Annotated in this window: 17 protein-coding genes; 6 read left to right on the forward strand and 11 right to left on the reverse strand. The window is 66.0% G+C overall.

The window, feature by feature from the left end; translation table 11 throughout:
- Nucleotides 1-59: 59 nt before the first annotated feature.
- The 6 genes from ACFWPK_RS00120 to ACFWPK_RS00145 all read right to left on the reverse strand — a co-directional run bounded on the left by ACFWPK_RS00120 (nucleotide 60) and on the right by ACFWPK_RS00145 (nucleotide 6,607).
- A complete protein-coding gene (locus tag ACFWPK_RS00120) occupies nucleotides 60-1,811 on the reverse strand; it encodes an acyl-CoA dehydrogenase family protein (protein WP_378912303.1) in 1,752 nt (583 codons plus the stop codon).
- A 128-nt stretch (nucleotides 1,812-1,939) separates the two neighbouring features.
- Nucleotides 1,940-2,713 (reverse strand): hypothetical protein, encoded by a 774-nt coding sequence (locus tag ACFWPK_RS00125; protein ID WP_378912304.1) that lies wholly within the window; start codon nucleotides 2,711-2,713, stop codon nucleotides 1,940-1,942.
- Nucleotides 2,714-2,821: 108 nt separating this feature from the next.
- Nucleotides 2,822-3,733: a hypothetical protein gene (locus ACFWPK_RS00130; protein WP_378912305.1), complete on the reverse strand. Its 912-nt coding sequence runs from the start codon at nucleotides 3,731-3,733 to the stop codon at nucleotides 2,822-2,824.
- A gap of 8 nt (nucleotides 3,734-3,741) precedes the next feature.
- Entirely contained in the window at nucleotides 3,742-4,068 is a 327-nt protein-coding gene (locus ACFWPK_RS00135) for a type VII secretion target (RefSeq protein WP_378912306.1), read from the reverse strand.
- A gap of 8 nt (nucleotides 4,069-4,076) precedes the next feature.
- Nucleotides 4,077-4,646 carry a YbaB/EbfC family nucleoid-associated protein gene (locus ACFWPK_RS00140; RefSeq protein WP_378912307.1) on the reverse strand — a complete coding sequence of 190 codons (570 nt, stop codon included), beginning with the start codon at nucleotides 4,644-4,646 and terminating at the stop codon, nucleotides 4,077-4,079.
- Between the two features lie 212 nt (nucleotides 4,647-4,858).
- Nucleotides 4,859-6,607 carry a proline--tRNA ligase gene (locus tag ACFWPK_RS00145; protein ID WP_378912308.1) on the reverse strand — a complete coding sequence of 583 codons (1,749 nt, stop codon included), beginning with the start codon at nucleotides 6,605-6,607 and terminating at the stop codon, nucleotides 4,859-4,861.
- A 259-nt stretch (nucleotides 6,608-6,866) separates the two neighbouring features.
- Between ACFWPK_RS00145 and ehuB the strand changes: the two genes are divergently transcribed.
- From ehuB to yaaA, 5 genes are all read left to right on the forward strand, one after another.
- Nucleotides 6,867-7,754 carry an ectoine/hydroxyectoine ABC transporter substrate-binding protein EhuB gene (gene ehuB / locus ACFWPK_RS00150; protein WP_378912309.1) on the forward strand — a complete coding sequence of 296 codons (888 nt, stop codon included), beginning with the start codon at nucleotides 6,867-6,869 and terminating at the stop codon, nucleotides 7,752-7,754.
- A 7-nt stretch (nucleotides 7,755-7,761) separates the two neighbouring features.
- The gene (gene ehuC / locus ACFWPK_RS00155) at nucleotides 7,762-8,478 is read left to right on the forward strand and encodes an ectoine/hydroxyectoine ABC transporter permease subunit EhuC (protein WP_378912310.1); all 717 of its coding nucleotides are present in this window, start codon (nucleotides 7,762-7,764) and stop codon (nucleotides 8,476-8,478) included.
- A complete protein-coding gene (ehuD, locus tag ACFWPK_RS00160; RefSeq protein WP_378912311.1) occupies nucleotides 8,475-9,122 on the forward strand; it encodes an ectoine/hydroxyectoine ABC transporter permease subunit EhuD in 648 nt (215 codons plus the stop codon). Before ehuC ends, ehuD begins: the two co-directional genes overlap by 4 nt.
- Nucleotides 9,123-9,129: 7 nt before the next feature.
- Nucleotides 9,130-9,885: an ectoine/hydroxyectoine ABC transporter ATP-binding protein EhuA gene (gene ehuA / locus ACFWPK_RS00165; protein ID WP_378912312.1), complete on the forward strand. Its 756-nt coding sequence runs from the start codon at nucleotides 9,130-9,132 to the stop codon at nucleotides 9,883-9,885.
- Nucleotides 9,886-10,024: 139 nt separating this feature from the next.
- Nucleotides 10,025-10,771 carry a peroxide stress protein YaaA gene (gene yaaA / locus ACFWPK_RS00170; protein WP_378912313.1) on the forward strand — a complete coding sequence of 249 codons (747 nt, stop codon included), beginning with the start codon at nucleotides 10,025-10,027 and terminating at the stop codon, nucleotides 10,769-10,771.
- On the opposite strand, the gene ACFWPK_RS00175 is transcribed toward yaaA, so the two are convergent.
- The 3 genes from ACFWPK_RS00175 to ACFWPK_RS00185 all read right to left on the reverse strand — a co-directional run bounded on the left by ACFWPK_RS00175 (nucleotide 10,761) and on the right by ACFWPK_RS00185 (nucleotide 12,457).
- On the reverse strand, nucleotides 10,761-11,153 hold the full coding sequence (locus ACFWPK_RS00175) for a VOC family protein (protein WP_378912735.1): 393 nt from the start codon (nucleotides 11,151-11,153) through the stop codon (nucleotides 10,761-10,763). The genes yaaA and ACFWPK_RS00175 overlap by 11 nt on opposite strands.
- Nucleotides 11,153-11,434: an ArsR/SmtB family transcription factor gene (locus ACFWPK_RS00180; protein ID WP_378912314.1), complete on the reverse strand. Its 282-nt coding sequence runs from the start codon at nucleotides 11,432-11,434 to the stop codon at nucleotides 11,153-11,155. The genes ACFWPK_RS00175 and ACFWPK_RS00180 overlap by 1 nt, the downstream gene beginning before the upstream one ends.
- A 78-nt stretch (nucleotides 11,435-11,512) precedes the next feature.
- Complete coding sequence (locus ACFWPK_RS00185) at nucleotides 11,513-12,457, reverse strand: LysR family transcriptional regulator (protein WP_378912315.1); 945 nt, start codon at nucleotides 12,455-12,457, stop codon at nucleotides 11,513-11,515.
- A gap of 50 nt (nucleotides 12,458-12,507) precedes the next feature.
- On the opposite strand from ACFWPK_RS00185, the gene ACFWPK_RS00190 reads away from it, so the two are divergent.
- A complete protein-coding gene (locus ACFWPK_RS00190) occupies nucleotides 12,508-13,197 on the forward strand; it encodes a type 1 glutamine amidotransferase domain-containing protein (RefSeq protein WP_378912316.1) in 690 nt (229 codons plus the stop codon).
- Between the two features lie 35 nt (nucleotides 13,198-13,232).
- On the opposite strand, the gene ACFWPK_RS00195 is transcribed toward ACFWPK_RS00190, so the two are convergent.
- Complete coding sequence (locus tag ACFWPK_RS00195) at nucleotides 13,233-13,865, reverse strand: metal-dependent phosphohydrolase (RefSeq protein WP_378912317.1); 633 nt, start codon at nucleotides 13,863-13,865, stop codon at nucleotides 13,233-13,235.
- A 70-nt stretch (nucleotides 13,866-13,935) separates the two neighbouring features.
- Nucleotides 13,936-14,613, reverse strand: coding sequence for an NADPH-dependent F420 reductase (locus ACFWPK_RS00200; RefSeq protein WP_378912318.1), 678 nt, complete (start codon nucleotides 14,611-14,613; stop codon nucleotides 13,936-13,938).
- Nucleotides 14,614-14,641: the final 28 nt, after the last annotated feature.

The raw sequence follows: 14,641 nt of genomic DNA on the forward strand, positions 1-14,641 counted from the left end.
CGCCGGATCGGACAGAAGTCCCGGGTGGATCCAGCGACCCACCCGGGACCGGTCGCCTGCTACGGGCGCATCGCGTACACGCCGTCGTAGGCCGCCACCTGCTGCCACACCCGGTCGAACCGTTCGGCGTCGGCGACCGGGCTGCGCAGTGCCCCGATCGCCCATGCACGCTGAGCCTCGGTGACCGACGGCTTGCCGAGCACCGCCGTGGCGTGGGTGTTGAAGTCGCGGATCTGGAAGTCGAAGATCTGGTCGAGCACATCGCGGTCGAGCCCGGTGAGCTCGGCCTGCTCGAGGATCAGCTGGCCGTAGACCACCGTGGAGAACAGGTGGCCGATGGTCAGCATGAAGTCCAGGTCCTTCTGCTGGGCCGCGTCGGGGGCCGCGGTGAGCAGCAGGCTGCGCAGCGCTCGAGCCTGCTCGTAGAACCGGCCGACATTCGGGACCTCGGCTGCCTGCTCGTAGGCGGGGGTCCAGTCGGCGAACTGCACCTTGCCCGCGCCGCGTGCCGGACCCTGCTGCCAGAAGAACGGCTGGTCACCGGCTTCGAGGTTGGTGCCGATCGCCGGGTATTCCTTCGGGTTGAGCAGGTAGTTCGGCATGAACTTCAGGATCTGGCCCACGTTCACGTGCACGGTGCCCTCGAGGCGCGGCAGGTGGTTGATGTAGCGCGAGGCCTGCGCGAAGTAGGTGGCCTTCTCGAAACCCTTGGCCGCCAGCACATCCAGCAGCAGGGTCATCGCGACCTCGGCCTCGGAGGTGACCTTGGACTTGGTCATCGGGTTGAACAGCAGGTAGCGGCGGTCCTCGAGCGAGGCGCTGCGGAAGTAGTCGACGGCGCGGTCGCTGAACAGCTTCATCGCGATCAACCGCGAGTACGCGTCGACGAAATTACCTCGCACATGGGCGAAGTCGGTGACCGGGTTGCCGTAGAGGATGCGGTTGTTGGCGTGTGTGATGGCCTCGAAGAACGAGTGCTCGACCATGCCGATGCCGCCGTGGCAGAGGTTGAACTTGCCGACATTGACGGTGTTGAGCGCGGCCGAGAAGGCCTCGGGCCCTTCGTGGAGCAGGTCGGCGGCGGTCACCGGGTAGTTCTCCAGCCGGAAGTGGCTGACATACATCTGACCGTGGATGACGCTCTCGATCAGGTGGTAGTCGTCGTGGCGGCTGTCGGCGGCGAACCAGACGTAGCCTTCGGGACCCTCGACATCACCGCGCCGGGAGAACACCGACACCATCGAGGCGACGTTGCCGTTGCCGATGTAGTACTTCTCGCCGCTCGCCCGGAACAGGATGCCCGCCTCGGCGTCGGCACTGCCCGGCTCGCTCGGGGTGAGGATGAGGTCGGTGTTGTAGATGTCGGCGCCGTGGTCGCGCTCGGACAGCGCGAACGCCATCACCTGACCGTCGTCGAGGTCGGCGGCGGCCTTGCGCTTGGCGATCTCGTTGTCGCTCTGCCAGATCGGGCCCAGGCCCAGGATGGTGACCTGCTCGGCGTACCAGTACGCCAGCCCGTAGAACCCGAAGATCTCCGCCAGGGCCGCGTTGCGTGCCGCGTCCCAGCGCTTGTTCGGGTCGCCGTCGGCGTAGGCGGCCGGGGTCAGGAAGGTCGCGAACAGCTTTTCCTTGCCCACGAACTCGAGGAACTCCGAGGTCCACACCGCGTCGCGATCCTCGACCAGCAGCTGCGCCTTGCCCTTGGACTCGAACCACTCGATGGTGGCGCGCAGCAGCCGCCGCGTCTCGGCATCGAAATGCTGCGGGTCGTAGGTGGCCGGGTTGAACAGCAGGCTGGGCGAACTCGTCATGCCGTTAACTTATCAGCGCCGCCCACTCGCCACGCCGACCCTCGCACCCGCTACCAGCACTTTCGCCTACGTAGCCGTAAGTTCGAACCGCCCGGCGCCCTGTTCGATGACACCCAGCGCTGGGGCGATCACAGCGTGGCCGGGGTGGGGTATTCGCCCACATATCCGGCACGCAGGAAGCGATCCAGCCCGAGTTCGGTCCCGAGCTCCCCTCGCCTCCCAGGGTTGCGCACGTAGAAGACGAACAGGTGATAGAGACGGGTCGGGTCGGTCTCGAGGTCGGTGTGTTCGATATCGATGGTTCGGTAGCCGGTATCGGCATCTCCGGTGACAAGGGTGATCACGTTGGTGCCGCTGCCGAATCGGAACTCCTTGCGGCTTTGGGCGCCGACCGCCGTGACGTCCTGCCAGGCAACGCTGGTCGGACCCTTGCCGTAGTCGATCGCGATGTCCTGCGGCGTAAGCACGATGCCGACGTTGCCGAGGGTCTTTCGAGGGGGCTGGTAGATGCCGAAGCCGATGAGTAGAGCGACCAATGCGGGCAAGGAAATCATGAAGAAGTACGCGGCTCCCATCGACCAGTCATCGTTCAACGATGCGATGAAGTGCCACAACCCAGCCCCGAGAACGACCACTCCGTACGTTACGCACACCAAACGTCCGGCCGAGGACGGGCGCGCCACGGGCAACGCGAGTGCGGGACCCGTATCGGTGGCACGAATGTCAGCGGCCACCGGAGCGGTTCGTGGCAGCTCCGACAATCCCCACCAGGTCAACGCGGCGGCCAGTGGGCCGATCAGCGCGAGTATGAAGAATCCGCCCGCCACCGATTCCGTCACCATCACCAAGATCGCGCTGAACACCATCGGCCAAAAGGCCAGCGCGCACGCGAACGGCAGCACTATATAACGGTACGCGCCGAACGCCTTTCGTTTCCAATCCGCCGGTAACGGCAAGTCGGATGTACTCCGGTACCTACCCATCAGATCTCCTTCTGCGATCTTATCGACCTACGCGGTCGCGGATCTGATGCCGGCCTCCGTTGCACCCTCCACCGCCTGAATGAGTTTCGGCACCATGCCGAGGAGCGACGACGCTTCCAGAACGACCGCGCGGACGATCTGCGCCGTCTTTGAACCCGCGCCCGAAATGCCAACACTGGCGCGGGCGACAGCCCCGAAAGATGCTGTTCCCCCGGTGCAGATGATGATCGCCGCAGCCTCGACCAGCACTCCGGCCAGCCAGTTCAGGACTTCGATCAGCATCCCGCGAAACCCCTCGACCATGTCGCCGAGCGCTGCATTTACTTTACTCAGAGAGGAGGCGAGGGATGACTTAGCCTCGATGTCTGCCATGAACGCATCAGCCTTGGTTTTGTAGGCCGTGCCGGCGGCTCCGGCCCATTCGCTGACATCTTTCTGGAGTTCGGTGTTCCAGGTCGCGGCGGCTTTGGTCAGTTCTTTGGAAATGTTCTCCCAGGAAGCGGAATACGCCTTGACCATATCCGGGTTACCCATGAGCCAATCGAGTGTCTTGCGCATTGGTTCGATATTCTCCAACATCCAACCCATCAGCAGCGCGCCCACAATGTTGAACGGGTCGAACTTCGCCAGGGGAACCCCTGTGGCCATGCGCTTCTGGTACTCCAACACGTCCGCCGCGGCGACGGCAACCGCAGAAGCTTTGAGGGCTGCGCCATACAGATTCTTGACCGGGTCTTCCCCGTTCAACGCTTCCTTGACGAGCCCAACGGCTTCCCAGCCATCTCCGACCGGTGTGCCTTTGGCCAGACCTGATTCGGCACCGTCGCTGGTTATCCTGGGGAGTAGAGCCTTCTGATCGAAACCATAAGCCTCGTCGTCGTCGACTTTCTTGTCGATCAAGTCATTACCCGCAGGCGGCGCGGCGTCATTGAACGGCATAGTTCCCCCTATTTGATCTGGTTTTGCTGACGCTCGATCGCGGCTTTGCGGTCGGCATCGAGGTTTTCGAAGGTATCCGCGCAGTGCCGCAGCGTTTTCGGCAGCGTCTCGGTCGTTTCGACGATCTTCTGCAGGCCGTCGGTAATCCGATCGTGCAGCGAGCTCATTATCGCATCCGCATACAACCCGACCAACAATCCGTAGCCGTCATCCAACTTCGCTAGATAGTCGGCGGCCTGCTTGGCTGCGCTGACGCTCCCGAGCGTCGATTCGACCGCGCCGGCGTGCGCACGGACGCTCTCGGGTTTGACGACGACATCATCGCTGTTCCACATCTAAGTCCTCATTCCAGCCATGACTTCTTGCTGAAGTACTCGTCATCGTCATCCGGTTCGTCAGGCGTGACGATCTGATTCCGATCCGGCTTCCGGCTGAACGTCCCAGGGGCAGGCGGTTCCCATGTCGACTGCGTCGACGGCGCGGAACTGGGCGGCGCGGGCGCATACGTGGGCTGGGGCGGAACATGCTCGCCCGCAGGCTCTGACTCGACGTCCGGGAATCGCTCGGCGAGAATGTCAAGGATCGATGCGCCCGCCGCATCCTCGCCGACAACCCGATGCACGACATCGGCGACCTCGGACCGCATCTTCGCCTGCGCCTTGCGCATACACGAGAGGATCTCCGCCGACAGTGCGTCGGGGTCCATGCTCCGCGTACCCGGTCCCAGGCCGATCGCCGTCGGCACCCCGGTGCTGTCCACCGTGACGCTCACGCGCCCGCCCGCGCTCGACGCGGACACCGATGTCATCGCCATCTGCCCCTGCAGCTCCTCGTACCGCTGGACCTTCTGCTCCAAATCGGCTGCGAACTGCGATAGTTCCTCTGCTGCACGGCTCGGATCGAAGCCGACCATCTGTACCTCCCCCTAACGACGAACTGTCGGACCAGACTCTGTCAACGAAGCACACACCACGCAAATCTCAGGGCGTTCTTTCGGCTCCGTCCACTGGATTAGACGCGCCGTAGACCCGTTCGGTTCCAGCGAGTTTCAGCTGACCTCGGCGCCGGAGACAGCAAATCGCGCTGCCCCACAGGAAGTGGGACAGCGCGATTCGTGAAATCAGTTCAGCCGCGGATCTTGGCGGTGACCGCGCTGACGGCGTCTTCGGCCGGGATCTCCTCGGCTTCGCCGGTGAAGCGGTTGCGCAGTTCTACCTTGCCCTCGGCCCAGCCGCGGCCGATGACGAGAATCCAGGGCATGCCGAGCAGTTCGGCGTCCTTGAACTTCACGCCGGGTGAGGCGGTGCGGTCGTCGAAGAGGACCTCGAGGCCCTCGGCGTCCAGGCCGGCGACGACGTGTTCGGCGCCGTCGCGGGCGGCGGCGTCCTTGTTGGCGATCACCACGTGCACGTCGAACGGGGCGACCTCGGCGGGCCAGCGCAGGCCCTTCTCGTCGTGCTGCTGTTCGGCGATCACCGCGACCATGCGGGACACGCCGATGCCGTAGGAGCCCATGGTGAGGCGGACCGGCTTGCCGTTCTCGCCGAGCACGTCGACGTCGAAGGCGTCGGTGTACTTGCGGCCGAGCTGGAAGATGTGACCGATCTCGATGCCGCGCGCGGACACCAGCGGGCCGGCGCCGTCGGGCGAGGGATCGCCGTCGCGGACCTCGGCGGCCTCGATGGTGCCGTCGGGGGTGAAGTCACGACCGGCGACCAGGCCGACCATGTGCTTGCCGTTGACGTCGGCGCCGGTGATCCACGCGGTGCCGTCGACGACGCGGGGGTCGACGAGGTAGCGAACACCGTTGGCGGCCAGGCCCTTCGGGCCGATGTAGCCCTTCACGAGGAACGGGTTGGCGACGAAGTCGGCCTCGGTGAGCATTTCCACCTCGGCGGGCTCGACGGCGGCGCCGAGACGCTTGTCGTCGACCTCGCGGTCGCCGGGGACGCCGATGCCGAGGATCTCGGTCTTGCCGTCGGGGTGGCGCAGCTTCACCATCACGTTCTTCAACGTGTCGGCGGCGGTCACGGTGCGGTCGAGGACCTTCGCCTCGTTGGCCCAGTCGACCAGCGTCGCGATGGTGGGGGTGTTCGGGGTGTCGTACTCGACCGCGTCGGCCTGGCCCTCGATGGGCAGCGGCGCGGGCGCGGGCGTGACCACGGCTTCCACGTTCGCCGCGTAGCCGGACTCGACGCAGCGCACGTAGGTGTCCTCACCGACGGGGCTGGCGGCGAGGAACTCCTCGGACGCGCTGCCGCCCATGGCACCAGAGGTGGCGGCCACGATCACGTACTCGACCCCGAGCCGCTCGAAGATCGCCTCGTAGGCCTTGCGGTGGGTGGCGTAGCTGTTGGTCAGACCGTCGTCGTCGATGTCGAAGGAGTAGGAGTCCTTCATCACGAACTCGCGGCCGCGCAGGATGCCCGCGCGGGGCCGTTCCTCGTCGCGGTACTTGGTCTGGATCTGGTAGAGGGTGACCGGCAGATCTTTGTAGGAGTTGTACTCACCCTTCACGGTGAGCGCGAAGAGCTCCTCGTGGGTGGGCCCGAGCAGGTAGTCGCCGCCCTTGCGGTCCTTGAGCCGGAACAGGCCGGGGCCGTACTCGGTCCACCGGTTGGTGGTCTCGTAGGGCTCGCGCGGCAGCAGCGCGGGCAGCGAGATCTCCTGGGCGCCGGTGGCGTCCATCTCCTGGCGCACCACGTCCTCGATCTTGCGCAGCGTGCGCAGACCGAGCGGCAGCCACGAGTACACGCCGGGGGCGACCCGGCGGACGTAGCCGGCGCGAACGAGCAGTTTGTGGCTGGGCACCTCGGCGTCGGCGGGATCGTCTCGCAGGGTGCGCAGGAACAGGCGGGAGAGGCGGGTGATCACGGATGCACAGGGTAGTCCCTGGTCCGGGCCGGGCGACAGCCGATTACCACCTGGGCGCTGCGCCAGACCCCGAAAAGCGGTTCCGGCAATTGAGCGCATATCAGGTTACCCATTACGAATCTATTTCAATCATCAGATAACAACCTGATAACGTAACCGCATATCGCAATTCCGAGATGACTAGATTTTCCCGATAAGTCAATTACGCACTTACAACAGAAAATTGGTGGCGGCGACGCTACCCTTGCGAGAGGTCACAATGGCTGAGACGAAATCCATGTCGAAGCGCTGTACAGCAGTGTTCGCCGGTGCCGCGTTGGTGGCCGCGGCCCTCGCCGGATGCACCAAGACCGAGACCACCGAGAGCGGTCAGCTCCTGCAGTCACTGAAGGACAAGGGCACGATCACCGTGGGTTTCGCCGGTGAGGCGCCCTATTCGTTCGAAGACGGAGGCCAGCTCACCGGCGCGACCGTGGCCCTGCACAAGGAGATCTTCGCCAACCTCGGCATCAAGACCGTCGACGGTGTGCAGACCGAGTTCGGCGCCCTGATCCCCGGCTTGCAGGCCAATCGATTCGATGCGGTCAGCGCCGGTATGTCGATCTTGCCGAAACGCTGTGAACAGGCATCTTTCAGCGAACCGGAATTCATGTACACCACCGCGCTGATGGTGAAACCCGGTAATCCGATGAATTTGACGGATATGCAATCGATCAAGTCGAGCGGCGCGAAGATGGCCGCGATGACCGGCGCCATCGAATCCGATTACGCCAGCTCGCTCGGCATCGACGCCACCCAGGTCGGTACCCCCCAGGACGGCATGGACGCGGTCACCTCCGGGCGCGCCGACGTGTTCGCGCTCACCGCGATCTCGCTGAACTGGCTCAAGAGCCACACCCCCAACGCCGCGGTCGACGTGACACCGTCGTTCGTGGCCGTCATCGACGGCAAGCCGCAGGTCGGCGCCGGTGGCACCGTGTTCCGCACCACCGATCCCGATCTGCTCGCCGCCTACAACGCCGAGCTGACCAAGATCACCGGCGACAAGGACAAGTACCTGTCGATCGTCGGGAAGTTCGGGTTCACCGAACGTGAGCTGCCGGATCCGAAGTACACGACGGCCAAGCTGTGCAAGGGCGAAATCTGATCCACGCATGAGCAATTTCGACGCGGTACGCGATGCCCTTCCCGCGCTGTGGAAGGGCATCGTCGTCACGCTGGAGCTGACCATCGGCGGCGCGCTCCTCGCGTTCGTCCTCGCCCTCGCCCTTGGTACCACCGCCCGCGTGCGCAATCTCGCGGCGCGCGGCAGTGCCCGGGTCATGATCGAATTCTTCCGCGGCACTTCACTTCTGGTGCAGATCTTCTGGCTGTTCTATGTGCTGCCGCTACTCGGCTACAAGCTCGACCCGCTCTTCTGCGGCATCCTGGCGCTTGGCCTGAACTACGGCGCCTACGGTGCCGAAGTGGTGCGTGGCGCACTCAACGCGGTGCCGCGCGCGCAGTTCGAGGCGGCGGTCGCGCTGAATTTCAGTCCGTGGCAGCGGATGCGCAGGGTGCTGTTCCCGCAGGCGTGGGCGCTGATGCTGCCCTCGTTGACCAATCTGCTGGTCCACCTGCTCAAGGGCACCGCGGTGGCGTCCTACATCACCCTGCACGACCTGACCTACGAGATCGGTGACCTGCGCAAGACCACCAGCGACACCCTGTTCTCCTTCGGTGTCGGCCTGGTCATCTACTTCGTCCTTGGCTACCTGCTCACCCTCGGCATGAACCTGCTCGAAACCCGTGCCAAGACCAAGCTGGGTCGCGGGGCCTCGCTCAAAGAAGTGCTGAGCCTCGCCCCCGATGACACGAAGGTGGCGCCATGACCGCGGAATGGAGTTGGGAGCGCGCCCGCGAAGCGCTGCCGGTGCTCTGGGACGGCTTCCAGATCACGCTGCTGGCGACGGTGCTCGGCTTCGCGCTGGCCGCGGTGCTCGGGCTGGCGATCGCGATGATCCGGCGCACGATGCCGCGCCCGATCGCCGCACCGGTGCACGCGGTGAGCGAGTTCATCCGCCTCACCCCGCTGGTCGTGCAGTTGCTGTTCGCCTACACGCTGCTCACGCAGTTCTCGGCGTTGCAGATCGGCGTCGTCGTGCTCGGCATCCACTACTCGAGCTACCTGGCCGAGGTGTACCGGGCCGGGATCGAGGCGGTGCCGAAGGGGCAGTGGGAGGCGGCGCGCGCGCTGTCGTTGCCGCCTGCACGCACCTGGGGTGCGGTGGTGCTGCCGCAGGCGATCCGGGCGAGCCTGCCCGCGCTCGGCACCAACGCCGTCTCGATGTTCAAGGACACACCGTTCCTGTTCGCCATCTCGGTCGTCGAATTGGTGACCGCCGCACAGCAATTCGGAGCACGCAACTTCGCGTACCTGGAGTCGATCACGATGGCCGGGGTGTTCTTCCTCGTCGCCAGCTACCCGACGTCTGTGCTGATCAGAAGACTGGAGAAGCGCCTTGCCTACTACTGATGACGAGATGATCCGATTCGATCAGGTGGTCAAACGCTTCGGCGCGCTCACCGTGCTGGACGAACTCGATTTCAGCGTCCGGCGCGGCGAGAAGGTCACCCTGATCGGGCCGTCCGGGTCCGGCAAGACCACCATCCTGCGGCTGCTGATGACCCTGGAGACGATCACCGACGGCGTGATCTGGGTCGACGGTGCACCGCTCACCCATACCGAGCGCGGCGGAAAGCTGGTGCCCGCCAAGGAGAAACACCTGCGCGCGGTGCGCACCAAGATCGGCATGGTGTTCCAGCAGTTCAACCTGTTCCCGAATATGACGGTGCTGGAGAACATCACCGAGGCGCCGATTCATGTGCTCGGCAAGTCGAAAGACGAAGCGCGCGAACGTGCTCGGCATCTGCTCGACGTGGTCGGGTTGTCGGACAAGGCCGACGCGCATCCCTCGCAGCTGTCGGGCGGGCAACAGCAGCGGGTCGCGATCGCGCGGTGTTGCGCGATGGACCCGAAGGTCATGCTGCTCGACGAGGTGACTTCGGCTTTGGACCCGGAACTGGTCGGTGACGTCCTCGACGTGTTGCGCACGATCGCCGAGACCACCGATATCACCATGCTGATCGTCACCCACGAGATGCGCTTCGCCCGCGAGGTGTCGGACCGGGTGCTGATGTTCGACTCCGGCCGGATCATCGAGCAAGGGCCACCGGAACAGATCTTCGAGGCGCCGACCAACGAGCGCACTCGTAAGTTCTTGGAGGCGGTGCGCTGAACTCGGCGGCAGCTGAACACAACTCGAGGCGGGTGCCGGTGCCTCTGCCTGCCCTGGGCGAGGCTGCCGACAGCGGCAGCTCGGTCCAGGGCGGGGCGGGGCGAGGTGGCAGTTTCTCCGGCGATTACCGTTGACGATCGTGCTGGTGCTGCTGCCTCCCTCCGAAACCAAATCCGACGGCGGATCGGGCGCGCCGTTGAACCTCGACGATCTCGCGATGCCGCAGCTCAGCGCGGTCCGCGACAAATTGATCACCGAAGTGGTGCAGCTGGCGGCCGACCCCGCGCAGTCGGCGGCCGTACTCGGATTGGGCAAGGGCGCGGACGCCGAGGTTGCCCGCAACGCGAGCCTGCGCACGTCGGCGACGCGCCCGGCCTTGGAGCGCTACACCGGTGTCCTCTACGACGCGCTGGACGCGACATCGTTCACCAAGGTGCAGCGCGCCAAGGCCTACGCGCGGCTGGGGATCGGTTCGGCCCTGTTCGGCGCAGTCCGCGCGGCGGACCCCATTCCCGCCTACCGCCTCTCCGGCGGCACCAAACTCCCAGGACTGCCGACACTTTCGGCGGTATGGCGCGATGTGTTGCCCGACGCCCTCTACGCGGAAGCCGCGGGCGAGCTCGTGATCGACCTTCGCTCGGGCACCTACCAGCAGCTCGGCCGAGTCCCCGACGCCATCACCGCCAATGTCCTCACCGAACACCCCGACGGCTCACGTACCGTCGTCAGCCACTTCAACAAGCATCACAAGGGCCTGCTCGCCCGCGCCCTCGTCCTCACCCGCGCCGATCCCACCGACATCCGCGGCGTCGCCCGGGTAGCCACCAAAGCGGGCCTGCGAGCCGAAATCGCCTCCCCCACCGAACTTCTGATCATCACTGGCTGACGGAGGCCATGAGCTGGATGAGGTTGCCGCAGGTGTCGTCGAAGACCGCGGTGCTGACCGGGCCCATGGGGGCGGGGGCCTGGGTGAAGAAGACGCCGCGGTCGAGCAGACGGCGGTATTCGGCGTCGAGGTCGTCGACGGTGAAGACGATGACGGGGATGCCCTCGGCGCTCAGTGCCGTTTTGTAGGCCTTGGCCGCCGGGTGCTGGTCGGGCTCGAGCAGCAGCTGGATGCCGTCCACGTCGGCGGGCGAGACGAGGGTGAGCCAGTCGTATTCACCGACCGGGACCTTGTCTTTGACCTGGAAGCCGAGCACGTCGGTGTAGAAGGCCTCGGCCTTGGCCTGGTCGTCGACGAAGACGCTGGTCACTCCGATGCGGATCATGGGTCCTCCTGAGAGATCGGCCATCGCGCCGACACCGCCCGCAGCGGCGTGAAATCGGCGTGATGGAACTTGTATCGGCCTTGTCGGCGGGTATGTACGAGACCGGCGTCCTCGAGCACGCCGAGGTGCTGGGTGATCGCCTGGCGGGACGAGCTGATGTCGTGCTTGCTCACGAGGCGGGCGCACAGTTCGAACAGGGTTTGCCCGTCGCGATCGGCCAGTTCGTCGAGAAGCGCGCGTCGTGTCGAGTCCGCCAGTGCGGTGAAAATATCGGTCACTGAGCACGCTCCGTTCACTCCCCTCGAACCATAGGCAAGCCCACACTTGCCTGTCAAGCGCAAGCAGTGGCTTGCCTGTCATGCGCCGCACCCCGCCCGCCACCCTCGGGCCGCCTCCACCAATCGGGCGTGAACCAGGTCGACGTGTGGTCGCGACGGCGCGCCGACCCGGCGAGCGAGGAATCCGGTGTTGATCGGCGGGTCGACGGGATCGAGCAGCGTCACCAGCGTTCCGTCGGCCAGTTCCCGGCCGCACAGGTAGTGCGGAAGCACACTGATCCCCGCCTCCGCGACGATCGCGGCGAGCACCGCGCGGAGGTCGCCGACGATCAGAGCCGGCTCGGTTTCCAGGCGGGTCTCGAAGACGTGGCGCCAGTAGCGGCGCAGGATCGGCAGATCCGCGGCGTAGCTGACGAGCGGAATGCCAGCCAGCGCGATCGGGCCGTCGGCGCGCAGGCGTTCGGTGTCGATGCGGTCGGCGATCGAGGGTGCGGCGACAAGGAGGAATTCCTCGTCGACGAGCGGTTCGGCCAGCACGGTCCGCCCCCGCGGGCGCGTGGTGGCGAACACCAGATCCAGCGCGCCCGACTGTAATCGGGCGAGCAGGTCGTCGGTGAGCCCGGTGCTGACGGTGAGCCGTACACCGTCGGCGACCAGTGGTGCGAGCGCGGGCACGACCTTGGCGGCGAGCATCTCCGCCGGTCCGCCGAGCAGCACCGGCGGCTCGGGCGGCGCCACACGGTCGGCCGTCGCACCGCTCACGACCGTTTCCAGCGCCTCGAGTGGGCCGCTCACCCTGGCCGCGAGCTCGTGACCGGCGGCAGTCGGCGACACCCCGCGGGGCAGTCGTTCGAACAGCGGCCTGCCGAGGTGCCGTTCGAGCGCCTGGATCTGCGTGGTCACGGTCGGCTGGGACAGCCCCACCTGGGCCGCGCCCGCGGTGAGCGATCCGGTGCGGAAGACGGCCAGGAAGGTCCGCAGTTGCACCAGATCCATCGAGCCATCGGCTGACCTATGTCTCATATAGACAATCCTATTGGTCAGGAGATGCCATCGACCCTAGCGTTGTTCCCATGGCAAACATCCTGTTCGTTCTCACCGGCGCCGATCATTGGACACTGGCCGACGGCACCGAACATCCCACCGGCTACTGGGCCGAGGAATTCACCGCACCCTATGCGGCCTTCACCGGGGCGGGGCACACCGTCACCGTGGCGACCCCGGACGGCGTGATCGCGGCCGTCGACCAGGCCAGCCTGGCCCCTGAGGTCAACGGTGGCGCCGACGGCGCGGCAGCGGTCGCCGAGATCATCGCCGGCGCCACCGCATTGCGGAGTCCGCTCGCCCTCGACAAGGTCGACCTCGCCGACTACGACGCCGTCTTCTACCCCGGCGGTCACGGCCCGATGCAAGATCTGGCCGTCGACCAGGTCTCCGGCACGCTCCTCAACGACGCCCTCGCCTCCGGCAAACCGCTCGGCATCGTCTGCCACGCCCCCGCCGCGCTGCTCGCCACCGCGGAGTCGGGCAGCTCCCCCTTCGCCGGCTACCGGCTCACCGCGTTCAGCAATGCGGAGGAGACTCAGGCAGGCTTCGCCGACAAGGCGAAGTGGCTGCTCCAGGACCGGCTGGTCGCACTGGGTGTCGACTACCGCGAAGGCGAACCGTGGGCCCCGCACATCGAGGTCGACCGCAATCTCTACACCGGTCAGAACCCCGCCTCCGCGAGCCCACTGGCCGCCGAAATGCTCACCGCTCTCTGACAAGTCGCACAGGCTGTACCGACCGGCCGGTTACCTCAGCTGATCACCGCGGTGAGTTCGGCGAGTTCGGCCGCGAGGTTGGCACGGGCGATCGCCTCGTAGCGGTCGTGGGCGAGGTCGGTGCGGAACAGGCGGGGCTGGTTGGCGAGATTGCGCAGTACCGACGCGCGACCTGCCCGGAACAGGTCGTCGGGGACGTGGGCGTATTCGGCACGGATCGCGGTGGTGTAGGCGGCGTATTCCTCTGGTGTGCCACCGAGAACGACCAGGTCGGCATCACAGAGCACCGCGCCGTTCGCATCGCCCGGCTGTGGGTTGTGCCCACGGGTGAGTACCACGAGCCGCACCACCTCCTCGACCAATGCCGTTGTCGCACCGAGTGATTCGAGGATGTCGCGACCCAGGTCGGCGCTGCGCTCCTCGTTGTCGGCCCGAGCGACGGCGTAGATCGCGTCGTGGAAGAACGCCGCGTACCGCACGGCATCGATATCAGCTGCGGCACCGGCGAATTCGTCGATGGCAGCGAGCATCACCGCCAGGTGCGTGCCGGTGTGGTAGCGGCGGTGCGGCTCGCTGTAGCGCCCCACCACCCCGGCACCGATTTGTTCGGCTCCGACCCCGGCCAACGCGATCCACCGGTCGATCAGGTTCTGCGACAACGCACTCATACAACAAGTTTCGTCGTCGGCACCGACGCCCACAACCCCCGATTCCTACCTGGTACGCACCCGAAAGGGCTCAGACCTCGGCAGCGGCGAGGGCCGCACGTACCTCCTCGGCGCTGCCACGCTTCGAGGCGGGCGGCCAGTTGCCGTCGGCGACGGCGTAGGGATGGATGTAGACCGGTGTATCCCGTTGGGAGCGGCGGCTTTCGGCGAGGGAGCCACCGTCGACCACGTCATAGCCGATGGTGTCGATGACATCGCCTGCCAGCTTCTTGGCGTCGGGGTCGTCGCCGAAGATGGGCAAGGCGGAGCGATCCGCGGCGCCCGCGGGCCGGGCGAGTTCGGCGAGGTTGGCGTAGACGATGTTGTTGAACGCCTTGACCACCTTCGATTCGGGAAGGTGTTGTTGCAGCAGTTCGCTGGTGGTGGTCTCGTCGGCGTCGAGATCAGGGAACGCACCGTCGCGGTCGGGATAGTAGTTGTTGGTGTCGACCACGACCTTGCCCGCGAGCGGTGCGACCGGCACCTCCCGATACGCCTTCAACGGCACGGTCACCACCACGAGATCACCGGCGGCCGCCGCCTCGGCCGGGGTGGCCGCCCGTGCCCGCGGACCCAGCTCGGCGACCAGATCCGCCAAGGTCTCCGGTCCGCGCGAGTTGCTGAGCACCACGTCATAGCCCGCGTCCACCGCCAGCCGCGCCACGGTGGAACCGATATGTCCGCTACCGATCAATCCGAGTGTCGTCATGCGCGGAACAACCGCCACCACCGCACGG

The sequence above is a fragment of the Nocardia sp. NPDC058519 genome (assembly GCF_042719755.1).
In the GTDB taxonomy this organism is placed as follows: domain Bacteria; phylum Actinomycetota; class Actinomycetes; order Mycobacteriales; family Mycobacteriaceae; genus Nocardia.

What these genes read in the sequence shown, in the direction of transcription:
- ACFWPK_RS00190 (WP_378912316.1), top strand. Translation starts at nt 12,508, where the DNA reads ATGGCAAACATCCTGTTCGTTCTCACCGGCGCCGATCATTGGACACTG.
- ACFWPK_RS00185 (WP_378912315.1), bottom strand. Translation starts at nt 12,457, where the DNA reads ATGAGACATAGGTCAGCCGATGGCTCGATGGATCTGGTGCAACTGCGG.
- ACFWPK_RS00135 (WP_378912306.1), bottom strand. Translation starts at nt 4,068, where the DNA reads ATGTGGAACAGCGATGATGTCGTCGTCAAACCCGAGAGCGTCCGTGCG.
- ehuD (WP_378912311.1), top strand. Translation starts at nt 8,475, where the DNA reads ATGACCGCGGAATGGAGTTGGGAGCGCGCCCGCGAAGCGCTGCCGGTG.
- ehuC (WP_378912310.1), top strand. Translation starts at nt 7,762, where the DNA reads ATGAGCAATTTCGACGCGGTACGCGATGCCCTTCCCGCGCTGTGGAAG.
- ACFWPK_RS00200 (WP_378912318.1), bottom strand. Translation starts at nt 14,613, where the DNA reads ATGACGACACTCGGATTGATCGGTAGCGGACATATCGGTTCCACCGTG.
- ehuB (WP_378912309.1), top strand. Translation starts at nt 6,867, where the DNA reads ATGGCTGAGACGAAATCCATGTCGAAGCGCTGTACAGCAGTGTTCGCC.
- ACFWPK_RS00120 (WP_378912303.1), bottom strand. Translation starts at nt 1,811, where the DNA reads ATGACGAGTTCGCCCAGCCTGCTGTTCAACCCGGCCACCTACGACCCG.
- ACFWPK_RS00195 (WP_378912317.1), bottom strand. Translation starts at nt 13,865, where the DNA reads ATGAGTGCGTTGTCGCAGAACCTGATCGACCGGTGGATCGCGTTGGCC.
- ACFWPK_RS00130 (WP_378912305.1), bottom strand. Translation starts at nt 3,733, where the DNA reads ATGCCGTTCAATGACGCCGCGCCGCCTGCGGGTAATGACTTGATCGAC.
- ACFWPK_RS00140 (WP_378912307.1), bottom strand. Translation starts at nt 4,646, where the DNA reads ATGGTCGGCTTCGATCCGAGCCGTGCAGCAGAGGAACTATCGCAGTTC.
- ehuA (WP_378912312.1), top strand. Translation starts at nt 9,130, where the DNA reads ATGATCCGATTCGATCAGGTGGTCAAACGCTTCGGCGCGCTCACCGTG.